Consider the following 17,849-nt stretch of genomic DNA (forward strand, 5'->3'; position numbering starts at 1 on the left):
GCTGATTGGCATTGCCCGGGAAACCTTGGTCTTACAGCGGGAGGGAATCTAACCCTCCTTATCGTTACTTATTCCTACATTTGCTTTACTCACCGCTCCAGGATAACTTACGTACACCATTCGACGCTGTGAGTATGCTCCCCTACCGATACTTTTAAAATTGCTATCCCGCGCCTTCGGTGTCTGCCTTATACCCGATTATTATCCATGCCCGGACCCTCGACTAGTGAGCTGTTACGCACTCTTTGAATGAATGGCTGCTTCCAAGCCAACATCCTAGCTGTCATAGGGACCAGACTTCGTTAGACTAACTCAGGCAGAACTCCGGGACCTTAGACGGCGGTCTGGATTCTTCTCCTCTCGGGGACGGACCTTAGCACCCGCCCCCTTACTGCCGGACTGCAAACCGTGAGCATTCGGAGTTCGTCAGGACTCGATAGGCGGTGAAGCCCTCTTGTCCTATCGGTCGCTCTACCTCTCACGGTGACCATCCGACGCGGCACCTAAATGCCTTTCGGGGAGTACGAGCTATCTCCAAGTTTGATTGGCCTTTCACTCCTACACTCGGCTCATCCAGAAGCTTTTCAACGCTTATTGGTGCGGACCTCCATCCCGTGTTACCGGGACTTCATCCTGGCCAAGTGTAGATCACTTGGTTTCGCGTCTACCCCCACTGACTGTGCGCCCTCTTCAGGCTCGCTTTCACTGCGGCTACGTGTCTCATGACACTCAACCTCGCCAGTGACGGTAACTCGTAGGATCATTATGCAAAAGGCACGCCGTCACACATTGCTGTGCTCCGACCGCTTGTAGGCGCATGGTTTCAGGAACTATTTCACTCCCCTGCTCGGGGTTCTTTTCACCTTTCCTTCACAGTACTCGTTCGCTATCGGTCTCACGGGAGTATTTAGCCTTACCGGATGGTCCCGGCAGATTCGCGCAGGATTCCTCGTGTCCCGCGTTACTCAGGATACCGCTATGCCGCATTTCGCTTCACATACTGGACTATCACCGTCTATGGTCACATTTTCCAAAGTGTTCTGTTCACGATTTGCATACAATGTCGCGGTCCTACAACCCCAGCCACGCCTTGCGACGCCACTGGTTTGGGCTGTTCCCCGTTCGCTCGCCACTACTAGGGGAATCATTATTTATTTTCTCTTCCTACAGGTACTAAGATGTTTCAGTTCCCTGCGTTAGCTCTCTTACATTGGTAAGAGTAACCGTCCTTCAGACGGCTAGGTTGTCCCATTCGGAAATCTCCGGATCAAAGGTTATTTGCACCTACCCGAAGCTTATCGCAGCTTATCACGTCCTTCATCGCCTCCGTGAGCCTAGGCATCCGCCATACGCCCTTTCTTACTTTCTTTACGACTGTATTCTTGTTACTCGTTTCCGAATAACGAATAAGTAGCTCATACTTTCAGCTGTATTCTAACTTGTGAAATCTCATCTTGCGATTTGATTCACTTTAGTCTGAACTAAAGTTCATTACTTACAGTTTTGCTTGTGTCAATATGTCAAAGATCTTCTTGCCTTAAAAGGCATGGTGGAGATTGTGGAGTTGAACCATTTTGCTTGAGCCATCCCTATATATTATATAATGTATAAGGAATCCCAGTCTCCTGTATTTAATTAAACAGATGGTGCGTACAAGAAGAGAAGCGAACTTTTAATCAGATTCCTATATCTTCACAGGAAATTCGTCTCTCCAGAAAGGAGGTGTTCCAGCCGCACCTTCCGGTACGGCTACCTTGTTACGACTTAGCCCCAATTACCAGTTTCGCCCTAGGCCGCTCCTTACGGTCACGGACTTTAGGCGCCCCCGGCTTTCATGGCTTGACGGGCGGTGTGTACAAGGCCCGGGAACGTATTCACCGCGCCATGGCTGATGCGCGATTACTAGCGAATCCAGCTTCGTGGGGTCGGGTTGCAGACCCCAGTCCGAACTGAGACAGGCTTTAAGGATTAGATGCGCTTTGCAGAACACCATCTCTCTGTACCTGCCATTGTAACACGTGTGTAGCCCCGGACGTAAGGGCCGTGCTGATTTGACGTCATCCCCACCTTCCTCACACCTTACGGTGGCAGTGTCCCCAGAGTGCCCAGCTTGACCTGATGGCAACTAAGGAGAGGGGTTGCGCTCGTTATGGCACTTAAGCCGACACCTCACGGCACGAGCTGACGACAACCATGCAGCACCTTCACAGAGACCCCGAAGGGCGTCATTGTCTCCAAATCCTTCCTCTGCAATTCAAGCCCGGGTAAGGTTCCTCGCGTATCATCGAATTAAACCACATGTTCCTCCGCTTGTGCGGGCCCCCGTCAATTCCTTTGAGTTTCACCGTTGCCGGCGTACTCCCCAGGTGGGATGCTTAATGCTTTCGCTTGGCCGCTGACCTATTCAGACCAACAGCGGGCATCCATCGTTTACCGTGCGGACTACCAGGGTATCTAATCCTGTTCGATACCCGCACTTTCGAGCTTCAGCGTCAGTTGCGCTCCAGTGAGCTGCCTTCGCAATCGGAGTTCTTCGTGATATCTAAGCATTTCACCGCTACACCACGAATTCCGCCCACTTTGTGCGTACTCAAGGAAACCAGTTCGCGCTGCAGTGCAGACGTTGAGCGTCTACATTTCACAACACGCTTAATCTCCGGCCTACGCTCCCTTTAAACCCAATAAATCCGGATAACGCCCGGACCTTCCGTATTACCGCGGCTGCTGGCACGGAATTAGCCGGTCCTTATTCATAAGGTACATGCAAAAAGAGTCACGACTCTCACTTTATTCCCTTATAAAAGCAGTTTACAACCCATAGGGCCGTCATCCTGCACGCTACTTGGCTGGTTCAGGCTCTCGCCCATTGACCAATATTCCTCACTGCTGCCTCCCGTAGGAGTTTGGACCGTGTCTCAGTTCCAATGTGGGGGACCTTCCTCTCAGAACCCCTACTGATCGTCGCCTTGGTGGGCCGTTACCCCGCCAACAAGCTAATCAGACGCATCCCCATCCATCACCGATAAATCTTTAATCTCTTTCAGATGTCTTCTAGAGACGTCATTGGGTATTAGTCTTACTTTCGCAAGGTTATCCCCAAGTGATGGGCAGGTTGGATACGCGTTACTCACCCGTGCGCCGGTCGACGCCTAGAAAAAGCAAGCTTTCTCTATCGTTTCCCCTCGACTTGCATGTGTTAAGCCTGTAGCTAGCGTTCATCCTGAGCCAGGATCAAACTCTCCATTGTAAAATATCATTTTTACTTCTTGCCTCATTGCTGAAGCAATCGGTGTTTGTTGTCTGTACTTAGGACGAATATCCTTTTCGTTTATTGAAGCTTAGTAAACCTGACTTGTCAATTTCTTGACGGTTCGTTTCTTTTACCCAGTCAACTTTCTTATTTCTAAGAAGTTAACCGCTTCTTGTACTACTTGTCTGTTTATGTAAAATCTTTCAAAGAACTCTTCTTTATGTTTGCTAAGAGAAGCGATTTCTCAAAAGCGAGTGCAAAAGTACTAACTATTTCCGAAACAGCCAAATGTTTTGAGGAAAAACTTTCATTTTTCTTTTGATTTTAACATTCGAAAACATTTCAAAGCTTTATTTTCTGCATTACACCTTATTATATTATATAGCATGAGGTGTGCACGCACACACACCACTATCAAGGCTACTGATAAGGGCAAAGAAATGGCCTCAAAAACACTCCAAAAGTGTTTCAAATGCTTTTTTAAGTGAAACCGTTTTTTTCCTTAAGGGAAAATCTACGTCTCCTTAACTGAAACTTCAAGTTTCCTTAAGGGAAAATTTTCCCATACTTAAGGGCTTTTTTTGGGGCTTTATATATAAATAATTCTAGTTTCGCAAGTATGCTCCACACGCCCTGAAAGGGCAGAAGCTCCTAGCCCAGGGCTGCGCCCTGGGCATACAAGCAATCAGCAAGGCGCCCTGTAAGGGCAAAAGCTTTGTATATTGCCTGGTACTTGAAGGCTTTTGCCCTTACAGGGCGACAAGCTTGCATCCATCATTACCCAGGGCGCTGCCCTGGGCTAGGAGCTTCTGCCCTTTCAGGGCGTGTGGGTGAGATACTTGCGAAAGTTCTATAAATAAGGTATAGGGAGAAGAGAAACTGGACTAGACGAGAAGCGAACTGATATACATCAAATGGCAAGAAAGATATTTTTACCCAACATTTGTTAACTTGAAGGAAAACAGCGGAAAATGAGGGGAAGAATGCTTAAAAAAGATAAAAATCAGTGTTTTTTTCGCATTTAAATGCTTGAAAATCTTTCTATTTGAAAAAAAAGCTATAACTTTGCAGCGGTATATATACATTTGGTAATAAATAAAGGAATAAAAACAAAGGCTAAGAATTAAAAGTCAAAGCGTGACCTAACACAACAATGCAACAGAATGCTATCTTGTCAGTGGTCATGGATGACTTGTTAGAGTTAGACAACATAAGTTTAATTAAATTTTTTATAAAAATGAAAAGACAATTAACTAGTATTTTGCTCTTCTCTGCCCTCTTAGTGGGTGGAGCAAGTACTTTCGTGTCTTGTAAGGACTACGACAGTGACGCAGCTTACGAAGCTCAGGCTCAGGCAAACAAGACTATTGCCCAGCTGATTGCTCAGCAGGCTAAGGACGTGGAAATTCTTAATGGTAAGCTCAATGCTATCAAGACATGCAGCTGCTCAGATGCGCACACAAAAGAATTGATTGAGACTCAGATTAAAACCAATCAAAACATCATTGCTGAATTGAAGCGTCAGATGACAGCCAACATCACTAACGACGAGGATGTCAAGAATGCAATCGCAACATTGTCAAAGCAGACCATCTTGGGTAGCTATGCCACTTTGAACGAAGCTATTCAGAATTCTACTGCTTACCAGGACATTTTGCTTAAACTTGCAGGCAACAACAAAGAATTGGCAGATAGCGTAAAGACTATCTGGGGTGACCTTTACGGCGACAAAGAGACTGGCAAGGTTGGTATCACAAAGAATGTTGACCAGTTACTGAAGGATATGACCTATACCAAGGCTTTGGCTCAGGCAGACTCAGAGCGTATAGACACTTTGAGCGCACGTCTCTACACTGAGATTGCGAATGCTACCAACAAAGTTGTTGGCATGATTCCTACAGATGAGAAAATCAATGGTATGATTGGTTCACAGTTGGCAGATTACTATACTAAGACTCAAATTGATTCAAAGATTGCGGGTCTTCAGGGACAGATTGATGCTTTGAAGAATAGCGTTGACGATATTCTCAACAAGCAGGTATCTGGCATCATTATTCAGGCATCTGAGAGCCCTATCACAGGCTACGAGAATACTCCATTCGGCGTACAGGTTAACTTCCTCGGTGCATACTATGGTCATGCAGATGAGGGTGTAGAGTTTGCTAATAAGAAGCTTGCTGGTACATTGATCAGCGATGCTGATGACAATGCAGGTATCATCTACGTAACAGTAAACCCAGCTAACGTTGATCCTTCTGCTATCCACTTGAAGTTGGTTGACAGCCAGGGTAATGTTGCTCCATACAAGTTGGAGTGGGCTAACACAGATAAGATTTTGACTGCTGGTGTATCTCGTGCAGTTTCAACAAGCAAGAACGGTTTCTACGCTGTTAAGGTATCTCTTGATGAGGAGTCTCTCAACAAGGCTAAGGTATGGACTAGCGAGGACGCTCAGAAGTTGAAGTCAGTTGGTAAGAACCTCCTCGATAAGTTGAGACATCCTAAGTCAACAAACTTGCAGCTTGGCAACATCGCATCTACCATCAACAGCACATTCAACAACCGTTTGAAGTTGTATGCAGTAGAGGCAACATGGTCACAGCGTGGTTTGGATGGCAAGTTGGTAGATAAGAAGGTTACTTCTGCTTATAAGTTGGCAGCATCTCCAATGAGCCCATTGTCATTCGAATTCTTGAAGGATGGTATCAATGTTGATCTCCCATCAATCCCAACATTGCAGTCTAAGATTAACTTCAATAACTACAAGTTTACTTGGACTCCTATTGAGCACATGGGTAATGTCAAGACAAAGGTTACTCTCGAGGGAATTCCTGATGTAGATAATATCAAGATCAATGGTAATGTATGGGTACCAAAACCAGAAGTAGGTGTTACTATTGTTGGTAAGGACAAGATTACAGGTAAGCTTGGCGAAGATGGTAAGACCGTTGTCTTCGACTTGTCAAGCCTTGGTGCAACAGCTGATGTAACAATCGGTAGTGTAAAGATTAATCCTGAAGATGTTCATGTTACTGTAGGTAAGACAAATGGTGAATATGATGTAACTATCCCAATGGATGAGTTCAACAAGATCATCGACAACATCAACAACCAGGTTGGCAACATGATTGGCAACGTTAACGGTATTGTTGACAAGGTGAACAAGTTCACTGACGAAATCGACGGTCAGCTCATCAGCCGCATCAACACTTACATCAACAAGTTCGAGAATTTGTTGACTAAGTCTAACTCTTTGCTCCAGCCAGCAATGTTCTACAGAACAAACAACGGCAGCTTCGGTCAGTTGGCACGCGTTGCTGAGGGTGCTTCTTACCTGAAGTTGAATGGCAGCGAGGCATCAACTGTATTCGTTGCATCTTCTTACACAGCAGAGTTGCTCGCTCCTGCTTATATGAAGGAAATCACCGTTGACGGTGGTGCTACATTGACAGGTGCAGGTCAGAGCGGCAGCAAGGTAGTTTTGAAGAATGGTCAGTACAAGGTAGGCTTCAAGGCAACTAAGGCAGGTGTTTACACCATCACATACAATGCCGTTGACTACTTTGGTAAGACTGTAAGCAAGAAGTTCTACGTTAAGGTAGTAAAGTAATTTAAGAAACCATTGTTCGTGGCAATTTCGGTTGCCACCTTCAATCTTAAAATGAATTTTTAATAAAGAATTAGATTATGAAATTTAAGAGTATATTACTGTCAAGTTTATTGGCATTGGGTTGCACAGCAGCTTCAGCCCAGGAAGCTAAGACTGTAAACGTCTTCAACCCTCATGGATACCTCCAGGTCCAGATTGGTGGCCAGGAGACATTGGGCGAGATTGGTTTCGGCGACTTGCTCTCTCCAAACGTACAGGTAGGTTATGGCTATAACTTCAACAAGGTAGTAGGTGCCCGTGTATCTTTGAACGCATGGCAGAGCAAGGCTGGTCAGGAGTTCCTCGGCCAGACCTATAAGTGGAAGTGGAACTACGTTGCTCCAATGGTTGACGCAACATTCAACCTCAGCAACCTCTTCTGCGGTTTCAATCCAAACCGTTTGGTAAACGTTGGCGTATTCGCTGGTATTGGTGCTAATATTGCTTGGGGCAACGATGAAGCAGCTACAGCTCAGAGCAATATGAACGCAGCATATACCAACCTGATTAACTCAGCTTATGGTACAACTACTCCTGAAGCCAACAAGGTAGCTAAGTCAGACCCAGCTTTGTCATATCTTTGGGATGGCTCAAAGGTACGTTTGACTGGCCGTGTAGGTGCTAACGTAGACTTCCGTGTAAGCGAGCGTGTAAGCCTCGGCCTCGAGGTTTCAGCCAATACATTGAACGACCGTTACAACTCAAAGAAGGCAGGTAACTCAGACTGGTACTTCAACGCATTGGTAGGTGCAAAGTTCACTCTTGGCAAGACATACACAACCAAGACTATCCCTGCTCCAAAGCCAGTAGAGAAGATCATCGAGCGTATCATCGAGAAGCCAGCTCCAGCACCAGCTCCTAAGACAGAGACCAAGCAGGAGGCTGTAGATGAGAACTTCCGTCGTGATATCTTCTTCCCAATCGGTAACTCAAACATCGCAAAGTCACAGACTACAAAGATTGCTGAGATTGTTACCTTCATGAAGGAGAATCCAGATGCAAAGATCACTTTGACAGGTTATGCTGACAAGGGTACAGGTAGCGCTGCATTCAACGATAAGATTGCTGCTCGCCGTGCTCAGACTGTTTACAACACACTCGCAGCTAAGGGTGTTGCAAAGAGCCGCATGATCAAGAAGTCAATGGGTTCACGCGTTCAGCCATTCGAGGAGAACGATATGAACCGTGTTACTATCTGTATTGCTAAGTAATCAGCTTGTTGCAGGTTATAAGACACAATAAATAATAATATAACCGATTTTCATCCTTATCTCTACAAATGTGATATCGCATGGAAATCGGTTATTTTTTTATCAATCAGTATGAAAAAAATTATTCTATCAATAGCTATAGCTTGTATCTCAGGATTAACAGCTCACGCACAGTTGAACGGTGATGGTTTCTATCGCATCCAAAATGTGAATACAGGCCGATATATGACACTTGCTGACCGTCACAGCCGCGGTGCCAATGCCCACACCACCAATGTAGATGCCGGAGCCATCGCTACCCGCAAGAAATGGAGCGATATCGAATCAGACCCAGGTTCCATCTTCTACATCAAGAAGGTGAACAGCGCAGAGTACAACATCATCTCGCAAGGCATCGACATGCACCAGCTCATCAACTACTACATCCGCATCGAAACCAAGAATGGTGGAGCATCTTATAAATTCTGGCAGACAGACTCAGGCACCAAGCTCTATCTGAGCGACGAGAACAGCAGTTATGCCGGAAGCGACAGCAGTTATGTAAGAACCAAGGGCAGCGATACCCGTGACTGGAAAGTCATCCCATTGAATAATTCCGGTGCCAACTATATCGGAATCACCCCACTGGTGAAGGCAAAGAACGGAAAATACTATGCTACTTATCTGGCAGGTTTCCCATTCAAGCTGCAGTCAAGCGGCATGCGAGCACTTGTCATCTCTGCCATCAACAACAATAGCGGCAATGCCTATTACCAAGAGATTAGCGGTGACATCCCTGCCAACACTCCTGTTCTTATCGAGTGCAGTTCTGACAACGCCAAGAACAATCTGATTATGCCACTTACAAGTACAAGCAACAGCGTTACAGCGAAGAACTACCTGAATGGCGTCTTCTTCTGTCTGGGCGACTGGATAAGCCAGCATTTCAACTATACAGAGTTCGATGCCAGCAGCATGCGTGTATTGGGAACCAACGCCAATGGTGATCTGGTATTCAACAATTCCAGCAAGTACATGTCATCCGTATATGTTTACGATGGCAAGATTGACGCTTACTTTACAGGTATTCCTCACAACAGCGCCTATCTTCCTGCTACAGCAAAAACTCCTACAGAGTTGAAGGTGGAAGATTTCGCCACGGGCATTAGCTCTGTGATTACAGATTTGGATGCCAACAAGTCAGGCGATATCTACACGATGACCGGTGTGAAGGTTCGCAAGAACGCCACATCAACCGAAGGTCTTCCACAAGGCATTTATATCTTCAAGGGAAAGAAGATTGTAGTGAAATAAAGAAAAGAATTGAATAGAAAAAAGAATAGCATATGAAAAAGGGTCGCCCATCATAGGACGACCCTTTTTTGTATACTGCCACAAATAACTTCTATTAGAATATACTTAGAATATGCGATGTGTCAATCTCAACTCAAGAACCGGATAAACCTTAACGCCCTTGAAGAAACTCACATAATCTCCTACCTTTCCATCGATGTTCTTCACATCCTTCGCCAGATCTACACCATCATGCGTGATAATTTTAGGAGTACCGCCCCAGAACATGGCTCCACAATCAAAAGAAATCCAGTTGCGGTCGCTGCGGTTTGACAACTTGCCTCCATATCCAAATCCCAGGTAAGGACGGAAATTATTCACCTTGATTCTACAAGACACCATATTGTCGGCATCCGGTTCCATGCGGTAAGGAGAATCATTCTTGAAATCACCCACATGCACACCCATGCGTCCCCAATTCTTGAACTTATTATAGAGTTCCTCATCGGCATAAAGGTCTGATCCACCCAGCGTCATGTATGGCACATCATTTTCGTAGGAATTGATGATACGTTCATACATATTATTATAGATGGCGACAGATACCAACGAAGTACCATCGTATGCCGCATTTTCAGCCTTAGCCACAGTAGAAGGTCCCCAATAGAAACCACCCGTTACGTGCCAGTGCTTGTTGCGGAAAGGAAAGACATCCACCAGCAACTTGAAGTTTCTCATAGTAGGCTTGCCCTGCATATCCACATTGCGATCTACCTCAAAACCCGTTAAATCTTTCAGGGTCTGAGAGAGTTTGTTGAACTTCTCATCCTGAACGGCAGGATCATTATCATCACCCACCTGAACACCGAAGTGCATGGTCTGCTCATAATGAGGGAAGAAGGAGAAACCCGTGCGCACCTGCACACGGTTGCCGATAGGCATTGCCAAATCCACACCTAGACCAGTGGTACCCAAAGTGATAGATCCATCCAGATGGTTGAGGATATTCTTATCATCCTTATTGCCCGTGCTACCCTCTACACAAGGATAGTCGGCAGATTGAGCGAAAGAAAGAGTAGCAGTCAGTAACGCTGCCACGATGATTCCGAAACGTTTCTTCATATAATTATTATCTCTTTTTGATTCCTAGATACTTATTATTTATATTATTTATGTTAATTCTGAAATTTCGTGGCAAAGTTACTACTTTTTTTCGAGAAATCCCCTATTTTTTCTTATTTTTTAATTCCTTATCCCATTTTAGGAGACTATTGTACTCCTTCTTGGTGATTCGCATGAAACTGCCGTGCTGCGGACCGGTTACGCCCTTGATATCCACAGGGTCGGAGAAATTGCGGAGATACTTGTCTGCCTTGCAGATGCGATAGTGCTTCGGTTTATCGTGATACTGGATGTATGCCACGCGCCAGGTGTCATCGCCGATGAGCTGGAAGGCAGAGCTACCCTCGCAGTTCTTGCGGCCTTCGAAGCTTACATAATCGTTCTCTACAGGCTCACCCCAGCCATGGTTCAGATACTTGCTGGTGGCAGTGTAGATGCCCGGTTTTCCTCCCTCTTTCTTGATGAGCATGTGGTAGAGGCCATCGCTCTTCAGGAAGTTGATGTCGGCATCGATGGTAGCATAGCCCCAGTCGAAGAGCAACTTTGGTGTGGTGAGCTTGGTGAATGTCTTGTCGGCATAGCTGTAGTACATGCGGTCGTACTGCTCCTCTGCACGGTTGAGCATGGAATAGTAGATCATGTATCCGCCCTTTTCGCCGTTTTCCCAACGGTAGTCAGGATCCCAGAAGATTTGAGGTGCCCACACACGGTTGATGGTGCTCCAGTCCTTGTATGGAGACTTGGCTGTAGCAGCATCGCAGAAGTTCTGCATACCCTTGCGGTAATCGAAGGTAACGCTGGTCCAGTTTTTCAGGTCCTTGCTCTTCAGGAGGTCGATGCCATAGTTATCCCACTTGCGGCTCTTGCGCACGCACATATCTGTGGTTACCATGATGTAGCCCTTGCCATTGTGCATGCGGGTGATGTAGGCATCGCGGGTACCGCCTTCGATGCGGGCGTGCTCTTCTGGATTGAAGATTGGCTTGCCATCATTGATGTCCTGATAGTTGTAGCCATCACGTGATACGGCGTAGGCAGTCCACTCTCCCTTGTCGCTCATGTGACAGTAGAGATAACCGTAATCGCCCTTTACTAAATTCTGTGCGGTCGTTGGCATAAAGGCTGCCAACGCCAGGAGAACAGCTGATAATTTCTTTTTCATTTTCTGCTGATTTGCTAGTTTAATTATTATTAGTTGAAATATTGAGTGCAAATTTACACTTTTTATTTGAGATTACCAAATTCTTGGGGGAAGAATGGGGAGTTTTAACGAAAAAGGGAGGAAAACCTCATCACTGAGATTAACCTCCCTGCACTTATAGTTAAAAATAACCGATTTTTACTTGCTCAGGAATTTATCTACCTGGGCTGCAATCTTTCTGCCGCTTGCCATGGCACGAACCACCAGAGAGGCTCCACTGGCTGCATCGCCTGCCACGAATACATTCTCGGCAAACTCAGGCTGCTGTGGCTTCAGGAAGCCCATTGCCAGGAATACTGCCTCTGCCTTGATGATTTCCGGCTCGCCTGCCTCTACCATCAGCGGGCGACCACCCTCTGGGTTTGGCTTCCAGTCGATAGGCTGAACCTTCACACCTGTCAGCTTACCGTTCTTTCCCAGGAACTCCAGAGAGTTGATGTTCCAGCGGCGGGTACAGCCTTCCTCATGACTAGAGGTGGTCTTCAGGGTGCGAGGCCAGTTTGGCCAAGGATTCTTAGGATCCTCAGGGCCTTCCACTGGCTTAGGCATGATTTCTATCTGGGTTACGCTCTTGCAACCCTGACGATGAGCAGTACCGATACAGTCGGAACCTGTATCACCACCACCGATTACCAATACATCCTTGCCCTTGCAGTTAACCAGTTCGTCCTTAGAGAACTCCATGCCGGCGAGGATACGGTTCTGCTGAGAAAGCAGTTCGAGGGCGAAATAAACACCCTTCAGCTCTCTTCCTGGAATCTTCAGGTCGCGGGCTGTCGGTGTACCGGTAGATACCACGTAGGCATCGAAGCCTTCCGGCAACTTGGTAACGTCAATATGCTGGTTGTATCTGAACTCGATGCCCTCCTCTTCGAGAAGACGGAGACGGCGGTCGATGATGCTCTTGTTGAGCTTGAAGTTTGGAATACCATAACGCAACAGACCACCGGCATTCTCACGTGCCTCGAACACAGTTACCTTATATCCCTTATGGTTCAACTGGTTGGCAGCTACCAGTCCCGCAGGACCGGCACCGATGACAGCCACAGTCTTGCCATTACGCTCAGGAATCTCAACATGCACATAATCCTCAGAGAAGGCGTGCTCCACGATGGCACACTCATCCTCACGGTTGGTGGTTGGCTCATGATCCATGAGATTCAATACACACGCCTTCTCACAGAGTGCAGGACAGATGCGTCCTGTGAACTCCGGGAAGTCGTTGGTGGAATTGAGGAGACGGTAAGCCTGCTCCCAGTCGCCCTTGTAGAGGGCATCATTCCACTCCGGTGCCTTGTTGCCCAGCGGACAAGCCCAGTGGCAGAAAGGCACGCCACAATCCATGCAACGTGAAGCCTGCTGTCGGCGGTCGTTGCTATTCAATGTCTGTTCTACCTCGCTGAAGTCGAGGATTCTATCGTGAATTGGTCTATAACCTGCTTCCTTGCGAGGTATAGTCAAAAATGCTTTTGGATTTCCCATCTTTTTTCTAATTTTAAAATTAGTAATCGCGCTGCATATCCGCAATCTTCTGCTGCAACTTCTTTACCTGCTCCTCCTGGAGAACTCGCTTATACTCGATTGGCACTACCTGGATGAAATCCTCTACGTAGTGGTTCCAGTCATCGAGCATGGTACGGGCAAGCTTACTGCCAGTGTAGAGATAATGCTGACGGATCAGCTCGTGCAACTCCTTGCGATAGGTGCTGTCCTCCACGAGGTTGATCTCCACCATATCCATGTTACAGAAGTAATCGAAGTTGTGGTTCTTATCCCATACGTAGGCTACACCACCACTCATACCAGCGGCAAAGTTACGGCCGGTTTCACCGAGCACTACTACTCTACCGCCCGTCATATACTCGCAGCAGTGGTCGCCAGCACCCTCAATCACGGCGATGGCACCGGAGTTACGAACACCGAAGCGCTCGCCTACCTTACCATTGATATACAACTCACCGCTTGTGGCACCATACAATCCGGTGTTACCGGCGATGATGTTATCCTCGGCAGAGAAGTTGCTGCGGATAGGAGGAAGGATGGAAATACGACCTCCTGAAAGTCCCTTGGCGAAATAGTCATTGGTCTCACCCTCGAGCTTGAAATCCACTCCCTTGACCAGGAAGGCACCGAAGCTCTGACCTGCAGAACCCTTGAACTTCACGTTCACGGTCTTGTCAGGAAGACCCGCCTCACCATATTTCTCGGCAATCATACCGCTCAACATGGCACCGGCAGCACGGTCGGTATTCTTGATGGCGAAGTCGAGGTTCACTTCTTCCTGGTTCTCGATGGCACGCTGGGCACCACGGATAATCTGCTGGTCGAGCACATTGTCGAGGTCATGAATCTGCTCGGTAGTATGATAGAGCGAGCAATGACCTGTTTCACGATGCAGCAAGCGGGAGAAGTCGAGCAAGTCTGCCTTTTCCTCGATGCTCTTAGCCACCTCTGGCTCTACGGCATCAGCACCCTCGGTAGGAACAATCTCCTCATCCTTCTTGCGGACGATGAGCTCGGTATGACCGATGATATCGTTCAATGAGGTGTAACCCATCTCAGCGAGATACTCACGAACCTCCTCGGCGAGGAAGCGGAAGTAGTTGATGAGGTACTTGTAGCTGCCACGGAAGTGCGCACGGAGCTTAGGATCCTGTGTGGCAACACCCATAGGACAGGTATTCAGGTTACACTTACGCATCATGACACAACCCAAAACGATGAGGGCGGCAGTACCGAAACTGAATTCCTCAGCACCGAGCAGAGCCATCAGGATGATGTCGCGACCGCTCTTCAACTGACCATCCACCTGCAGGCGAACCTGGCCGCGAAGACCGTTCTTCACCAGAGTCTGCTGGGTTTCAGAAAGTCCGATTTCAGGAGAGATACCTGCGAAACGCATACTAGATGCAGGGCTGGCACCTGTACCACCCTCAGCACCAGAGATGACGATGAGGTCTGCCTTCGCCTTAGCCACACCGGCAGCGATGGTACCCACGCCACTCTCAGCTACCAACTTCACGGAGATAGCCGCCTTAGGGTTCACATTCTTGAGGTCGAAGATGAGCTGAGCCAAATCCTCGATACTGTAGATATCGTGATGAGGTGGAGGAGAAATCAGGCTGATGCCAGGGATAGAGTGACGGGTCTTGGCGATGACCTCGTTGACCTTGAAGCCAGGCAACTGACCACCCTCACCCGGTTTAGCACCCTGTGCCACCTTGATCTGGATTTCCTCTGCATTTACCAAATATTCTGTAGTCACACCGAATCGACCGGAAGCCACCTGCTTGGTCTTGCTTGAGAGGCTGATGCCATCCTGTGTAGAATGGAATCGCTCGTTATCCTCACCACCTTCACCGGTATTGCTTCGAGCGCCCAGGGCGTTCATGGCGAGTGCCATAGCCTCGTGAGCCTCCTTAGAGAGGGCACCGAAACTCATCGCACCGGTAACGAAGTGCTTCACGATTTCCTCTACTGGCTCCACCTTATCTATAGAGATAGGATTCTTGCGGAAACCGAAGAAGTCGCGGATGAAGATAGGCTCCTGCTTATCGTCAACGAGATGTGTATATTTCTTGAAGAGATCGTAATCGCCCTTGCGTGTTGCGAGCTGCAGGGTGGCGATGGTCTCTGGGTTCCAAGCGTGCTTGATACCGTCCTTGCGGTAGTGGAACTGTCCGAGACTTGGCAGGAAGTCGAGTTTCTTGGTCTCGAAAGCCTTGTCGTGCAGGCGGATAGCATCACGGGCGATGGTCTCAAGTCCGATACCGCCGATGGTGCTCACCTCTGTTCCGAAGTAGCTCTTCAGGAGGCTCTCGCTCAAACCGATGCTCTCGAAGATCTTGGCACCACGATAGCTTCGGATGGTAGAGATACCCATCTTAGCCATAATCTTGAACAAGCCCTTCTTCACAGCCTTGATGTAGTTCTGCTCGGCTGTATGGTAATCCTCCTGAATCTTTCCCTTCTTTACGAGGTCGTCGAGGATGGCGTATGTCAAGTATGGACAGAGGGCTGATGCACCGTAACCCAGCAACAATGCTGCGTGCATTACCTCACGAATCTCACCACTCTCAACAATGAGGGCAGTCTGCACACGCTTGCCGGCATCAATCAGATAATGATGTACGGCGCTTACGGCGAGCAGAGATGGGATGGCAGCATGGGTTTCATCCACGCCACGGTCGCTCAAGATGATGTAGTTGTAGCCATCATCCACGCTCTGTGCCGCCTGCTTGCAGAGTTCATCCAAAGCCTCATGCAGTCCTTCTTCGCCCTTGGCGGTTTCGAAAAGCATGTGGAGTTTTACTGTATTGAATCCCTTGTAGCGGATATTCTGAAGGATATCCAGCTGGGTATTGGTCAGGATAGGATGTGGCAGACGGACCATCTTGCAGTTGCTTTCGTCTGGGTTCAGGATGCCGGAACCTACTCTACCGATATACTCGGTAAGACTCATCACGAGGTTCTCACGGATGGAGTCGATGGCAGGGTTGGTAACCTGAGCAAACTGCTGACGGAAGTAGTTGAAGAAGATCTGTGGCTGGTCTGAGAGTACGGCAAGCGGAGTATCATTACCCATGGATGCAGTAGGCTCCTGACCCTTGGTAGCCATTGGGATGATGGTACCGTCGATGTCTTCCTCGCCAAAACCAAACTCCAATTCCTTGCGAGTGAGGTTTTCCACAGCGTTTTCCACTTTTCGTCCGCTGCGCAACTTTTCCAGTTCAATACGGTTGGTATTCAGCCACTGGCGGTAAGGATGAGCCTCAGCCAGGCGCTCCTTGATTTCGCCATCATAGTAAATCTTGCCTTCCTGGGTATCAATCAGGAGAATCTTACCAGGCTGCAAGCGTCCCTTCTCGGCAATCTCGGTTGGGTCGAAATCCATCACACCCACCTCAGAAGCTACAACCATCATATCGTTCTTGGTGATGGTATAGCGTGCAGGGCGCAGACCATTTCTATCGAGCATACCACCGGCATATCTGCCATCGCTGAAGAGCAGGGCGGCAGGGCCATCCCATGGCTCCATCAGGATAGAGTGATACTCATAGAAAGCCTTCAAATCCTCAGAGATAGGGTTCTTGTCGTTGAAGCTCTCAGGCACCATGACAGCCATGGCGTGAGGCAAAGACAAGCCGCTCATCACGAAGAACTCGAATACATTGTCGAGGCTGGCAGAGTCACTCATATCAGGCTGAACGATAGGAGAAATCTCACGGATATCGCCCAGAGCCTCGCTGCTCAACACACTCTCACGAGCCTTCATCCAGGCACGGTTACCACGGATGGTGTTGATCTCACCATTGTGGGCAAGGAGACGGAATGGCTGAGCCAGACTCCATGTAGGGAAGGTGTTGGTAGAGAAGCGGGAGTGAACCAATGCCAGACCGCTTGTGAAATAATTATTGGTCAAGTCAGGATAGTACTGACGCAGCTGGAGGCTGCTCAACATACCCTTATATACGATGTTCGAATTAGACAACGAACAGATATAGAAATCAGGATCGCTGATTCGTTTCTCGATACGCTTACGGATGAGATAGAGGGTACGCTCGAAGACAGGCACCTTATCATCTGTAACGCCTGTGATGAACACCTGTTTGATGGCAGGCTCGTTGCTCAATGCAGCCTCACCCAGACAGTCAGGGTTGGTAGGCACATTGCGCAGGTGCATCAGCTGCAATCCCTCGCGCTCAATTTCCTCGATCATGATAGAGAGGATGTCCTGCTGTTTCTTCTCATCCTTAGGCAAGAAGACGAGACCCGTTCCGTATTTTCCCTTCTCAGGCACAGGGATACCCTGAAGAAGAATAAACTCATGTGGAATCTGGAGCATGATACCGGCACCGTCACCCGTCTTGTTATCGGCACCCTCGGCACCACGATGGCGCATGTTTTCGAGTACCTTCAAGGCGTTATCGACCAGTTCATGACTCTTGTTACCGTGGATATTCACCACCATACCTACGCCACACGCATCGTGCTCATAGGCTGAACTGTACAATCCTTTTTCCATTTCTTGTTCGTTTTATATCGGTTATTTCTAACTATTAATATATCATTATTTCATGCTGTCTACTAAACTTTCGCATGTGACTTCACCACACGCCCTGAAAGGACAGATGGGAAGACCCC

7 protein-coding genes and 2 rRNA genes (1 of these 9 running past the window's edge) are annotated in these 17,849 nt (G+C 47.9%); 3 read left to right on the plus strand and 6 right to left on the minus strand.

Annotated features, from left to right (window positions below):
* Positions 1-1,369: ribosomal RNA gene (locus V8Z93_RS13740) — 23S ribosomal RNA — on the minus strand; it reaches 1,528 nt to the left of the window's first position.
* A 346-nt stretch (positions 1,370-1,715) separates the two neighbouring features.
* Positions 1,716-3,247, minus strand: a 16S ribosomal RNA gene (locus V8Z93_RS13745).
* The 16S and 23S rRNA genes sit together here, the layout of an rRNA operon.
* 1,240 nt (positions 3,248-4,487) lie before the next feature.
* On the opposite strand from V8Z93_RS13745, the gene V8Z93_RS13750 reads away from it, so the two are divergent.
* The 3 genes from V8Z93_RS13750 (at position 4,488) to V8Z93_RS13760 (ending at position 9,403) form a co-directional block, all read left to right on the plus strand.
* Positions 4,488-6,860, plus strand: a complete 2,373-nt coding sequence (locus V8Z93_RS13750; RefSeq protein WP_439431856.1) for a hypothetical protein — start codon at positions 4,488-4,490, stop codon at positions 6,858-6,860.
* Positions 6,861-6,937: 77 nt separating this feature from the next.
* Entirely contained in the window at positions 6,938-8,110 is a 1,173-nt protein-coding gene (locus V8Z93_RS13755) for an OmpA family protein (RefSeq protein WP_439431857.1), read from the plus strand.
* A gap of 111 nt (positions 8,111-8,221) precedes the next feature.
* Complete coding sequence (locus V8Z93_RS13760) at positions 8,222-9,403, plus strand: hypothetical protein (protein ID WP_439431858.1); 1,182 nt, start codon at positions 8,222-8,224, stop codon at positions 9,401-9,403.
* A gap of 105 nt (positions 9,404-9,508) precedes the next feature.
* On the opposite strand, the gene V8Z93_RS13765 is transcribed toward V8Z93_RS13760, so the two are convergent.
* From V8Z93_RS13765 to gltB, 4 genes are all read right to left on the minus strand, one after another.
* Positions 9,509-10,504 (minus strand): hypothetical protein, encoded by a 996-nt coding sequence (locus tag V8Z93_RS13765; RefSeq protein ID WP_439431859.1) that lies wholly within the window; start codon positions 10,502-10,504, stop codon positions 9,509-9,511.
* A gap of 103 nt (positions 10,505-10,607) precedes the next feature.
* Complete coding sequence (locus V8Z93_RS13770) at positions 10,608-11,666, minus strand: glycoside hydrolase family 43 protein (protein WP_439431860.1); 1,059 nt, start codon at positions 11,664-11,666, stop codon at positions 10,608-10,610.
* Between the two features lie 177 nt (positions 11,667-11,843).
* Entirely contained in the window at positions 11,844-13,187 is a 1,344-nt protein-coding gene (locus V8Z93_RS13775) for a glutamate synthase subunit beta (protein WP_439431861.1), read from the minus strand.
* A gap of 19 nt (positions 13,188-13,206) precedes the next feature.
* The gene (gltB, locus tag V8Z93_RS13780; protein ID WP_439431862.1) at positions 13,207-17,730 is read right to left on the minus strand and encodes a glutamate synthase large subunit; all 4,524 of its coding nucleotides are present in this window, start codon (positions 17,728-17,730) and stop codon (positions 13,207-13,209) included.
* Between the last annotated feature and the right edge of the window lie 119 nt (positions 17,731-17,849).

The organism is Segatella copri (assembly GCF_051861805.1).
Taxonomy (GTDB): Bacteria; Bacteroidota; Bacteroidia; order Bacteroidales; family Bacteroidaceae; genus Prevotella; species Prevotella copri_M.

Bases quoted from the DNA above. Each gene is read 5' to 3' on its own strand.
- V8Z93_RS13750 (WP_439431856.1), top strand. From the start codon at position 4,488: ATGAAAAGACAATTAACTAGTATTTTGCTCTTCTCTGCCCTCTTAGTG.
- V8Z93_RS13755 (WP_439431857.1), top strand. From the start codon at position 6,938: ATGAAATTTAAGAGTATATTACTGTCAAGTTTATTGGCATTGGGTTGC.
- V8Z93_RS13760 (WP_439431858.1), top strand. From the start codon at position 8,222: ATGAAAAAAATTATTCTATCAATAGCTATAGCTTGTATCTCAGGATTA.
- V8Z93_RS13765 (WP_439431859.1), bottom strand. From the start codon at position 10,504: ATGAAGAAACGTTTCGGAATCATCGTGGCAGCGTTACTGACTGCTACT.
- V8Z93_RS13770 (WP_439431860.1), bottom strand. From the start codon at position 11,666: ATGAAAAAGAAATTATCAGCTGTTCTCCTGGCGTTGGCAGCCTTTATG.
- V8Z93_RS13775 (WP_439431861.1), bottom strand. From the start codon at position 13,187: ATGGGAAATCCAAAAGCATTTTTGACTATACCTCGCAAGGAAGCAGGT.
- gltB (WP_439431862.1), bottom strand. From the start codon at position 17,730: ATGGAAAAAGGATTGTACAGTTCAGCCTATGAGCACGATGCGTGTGGC.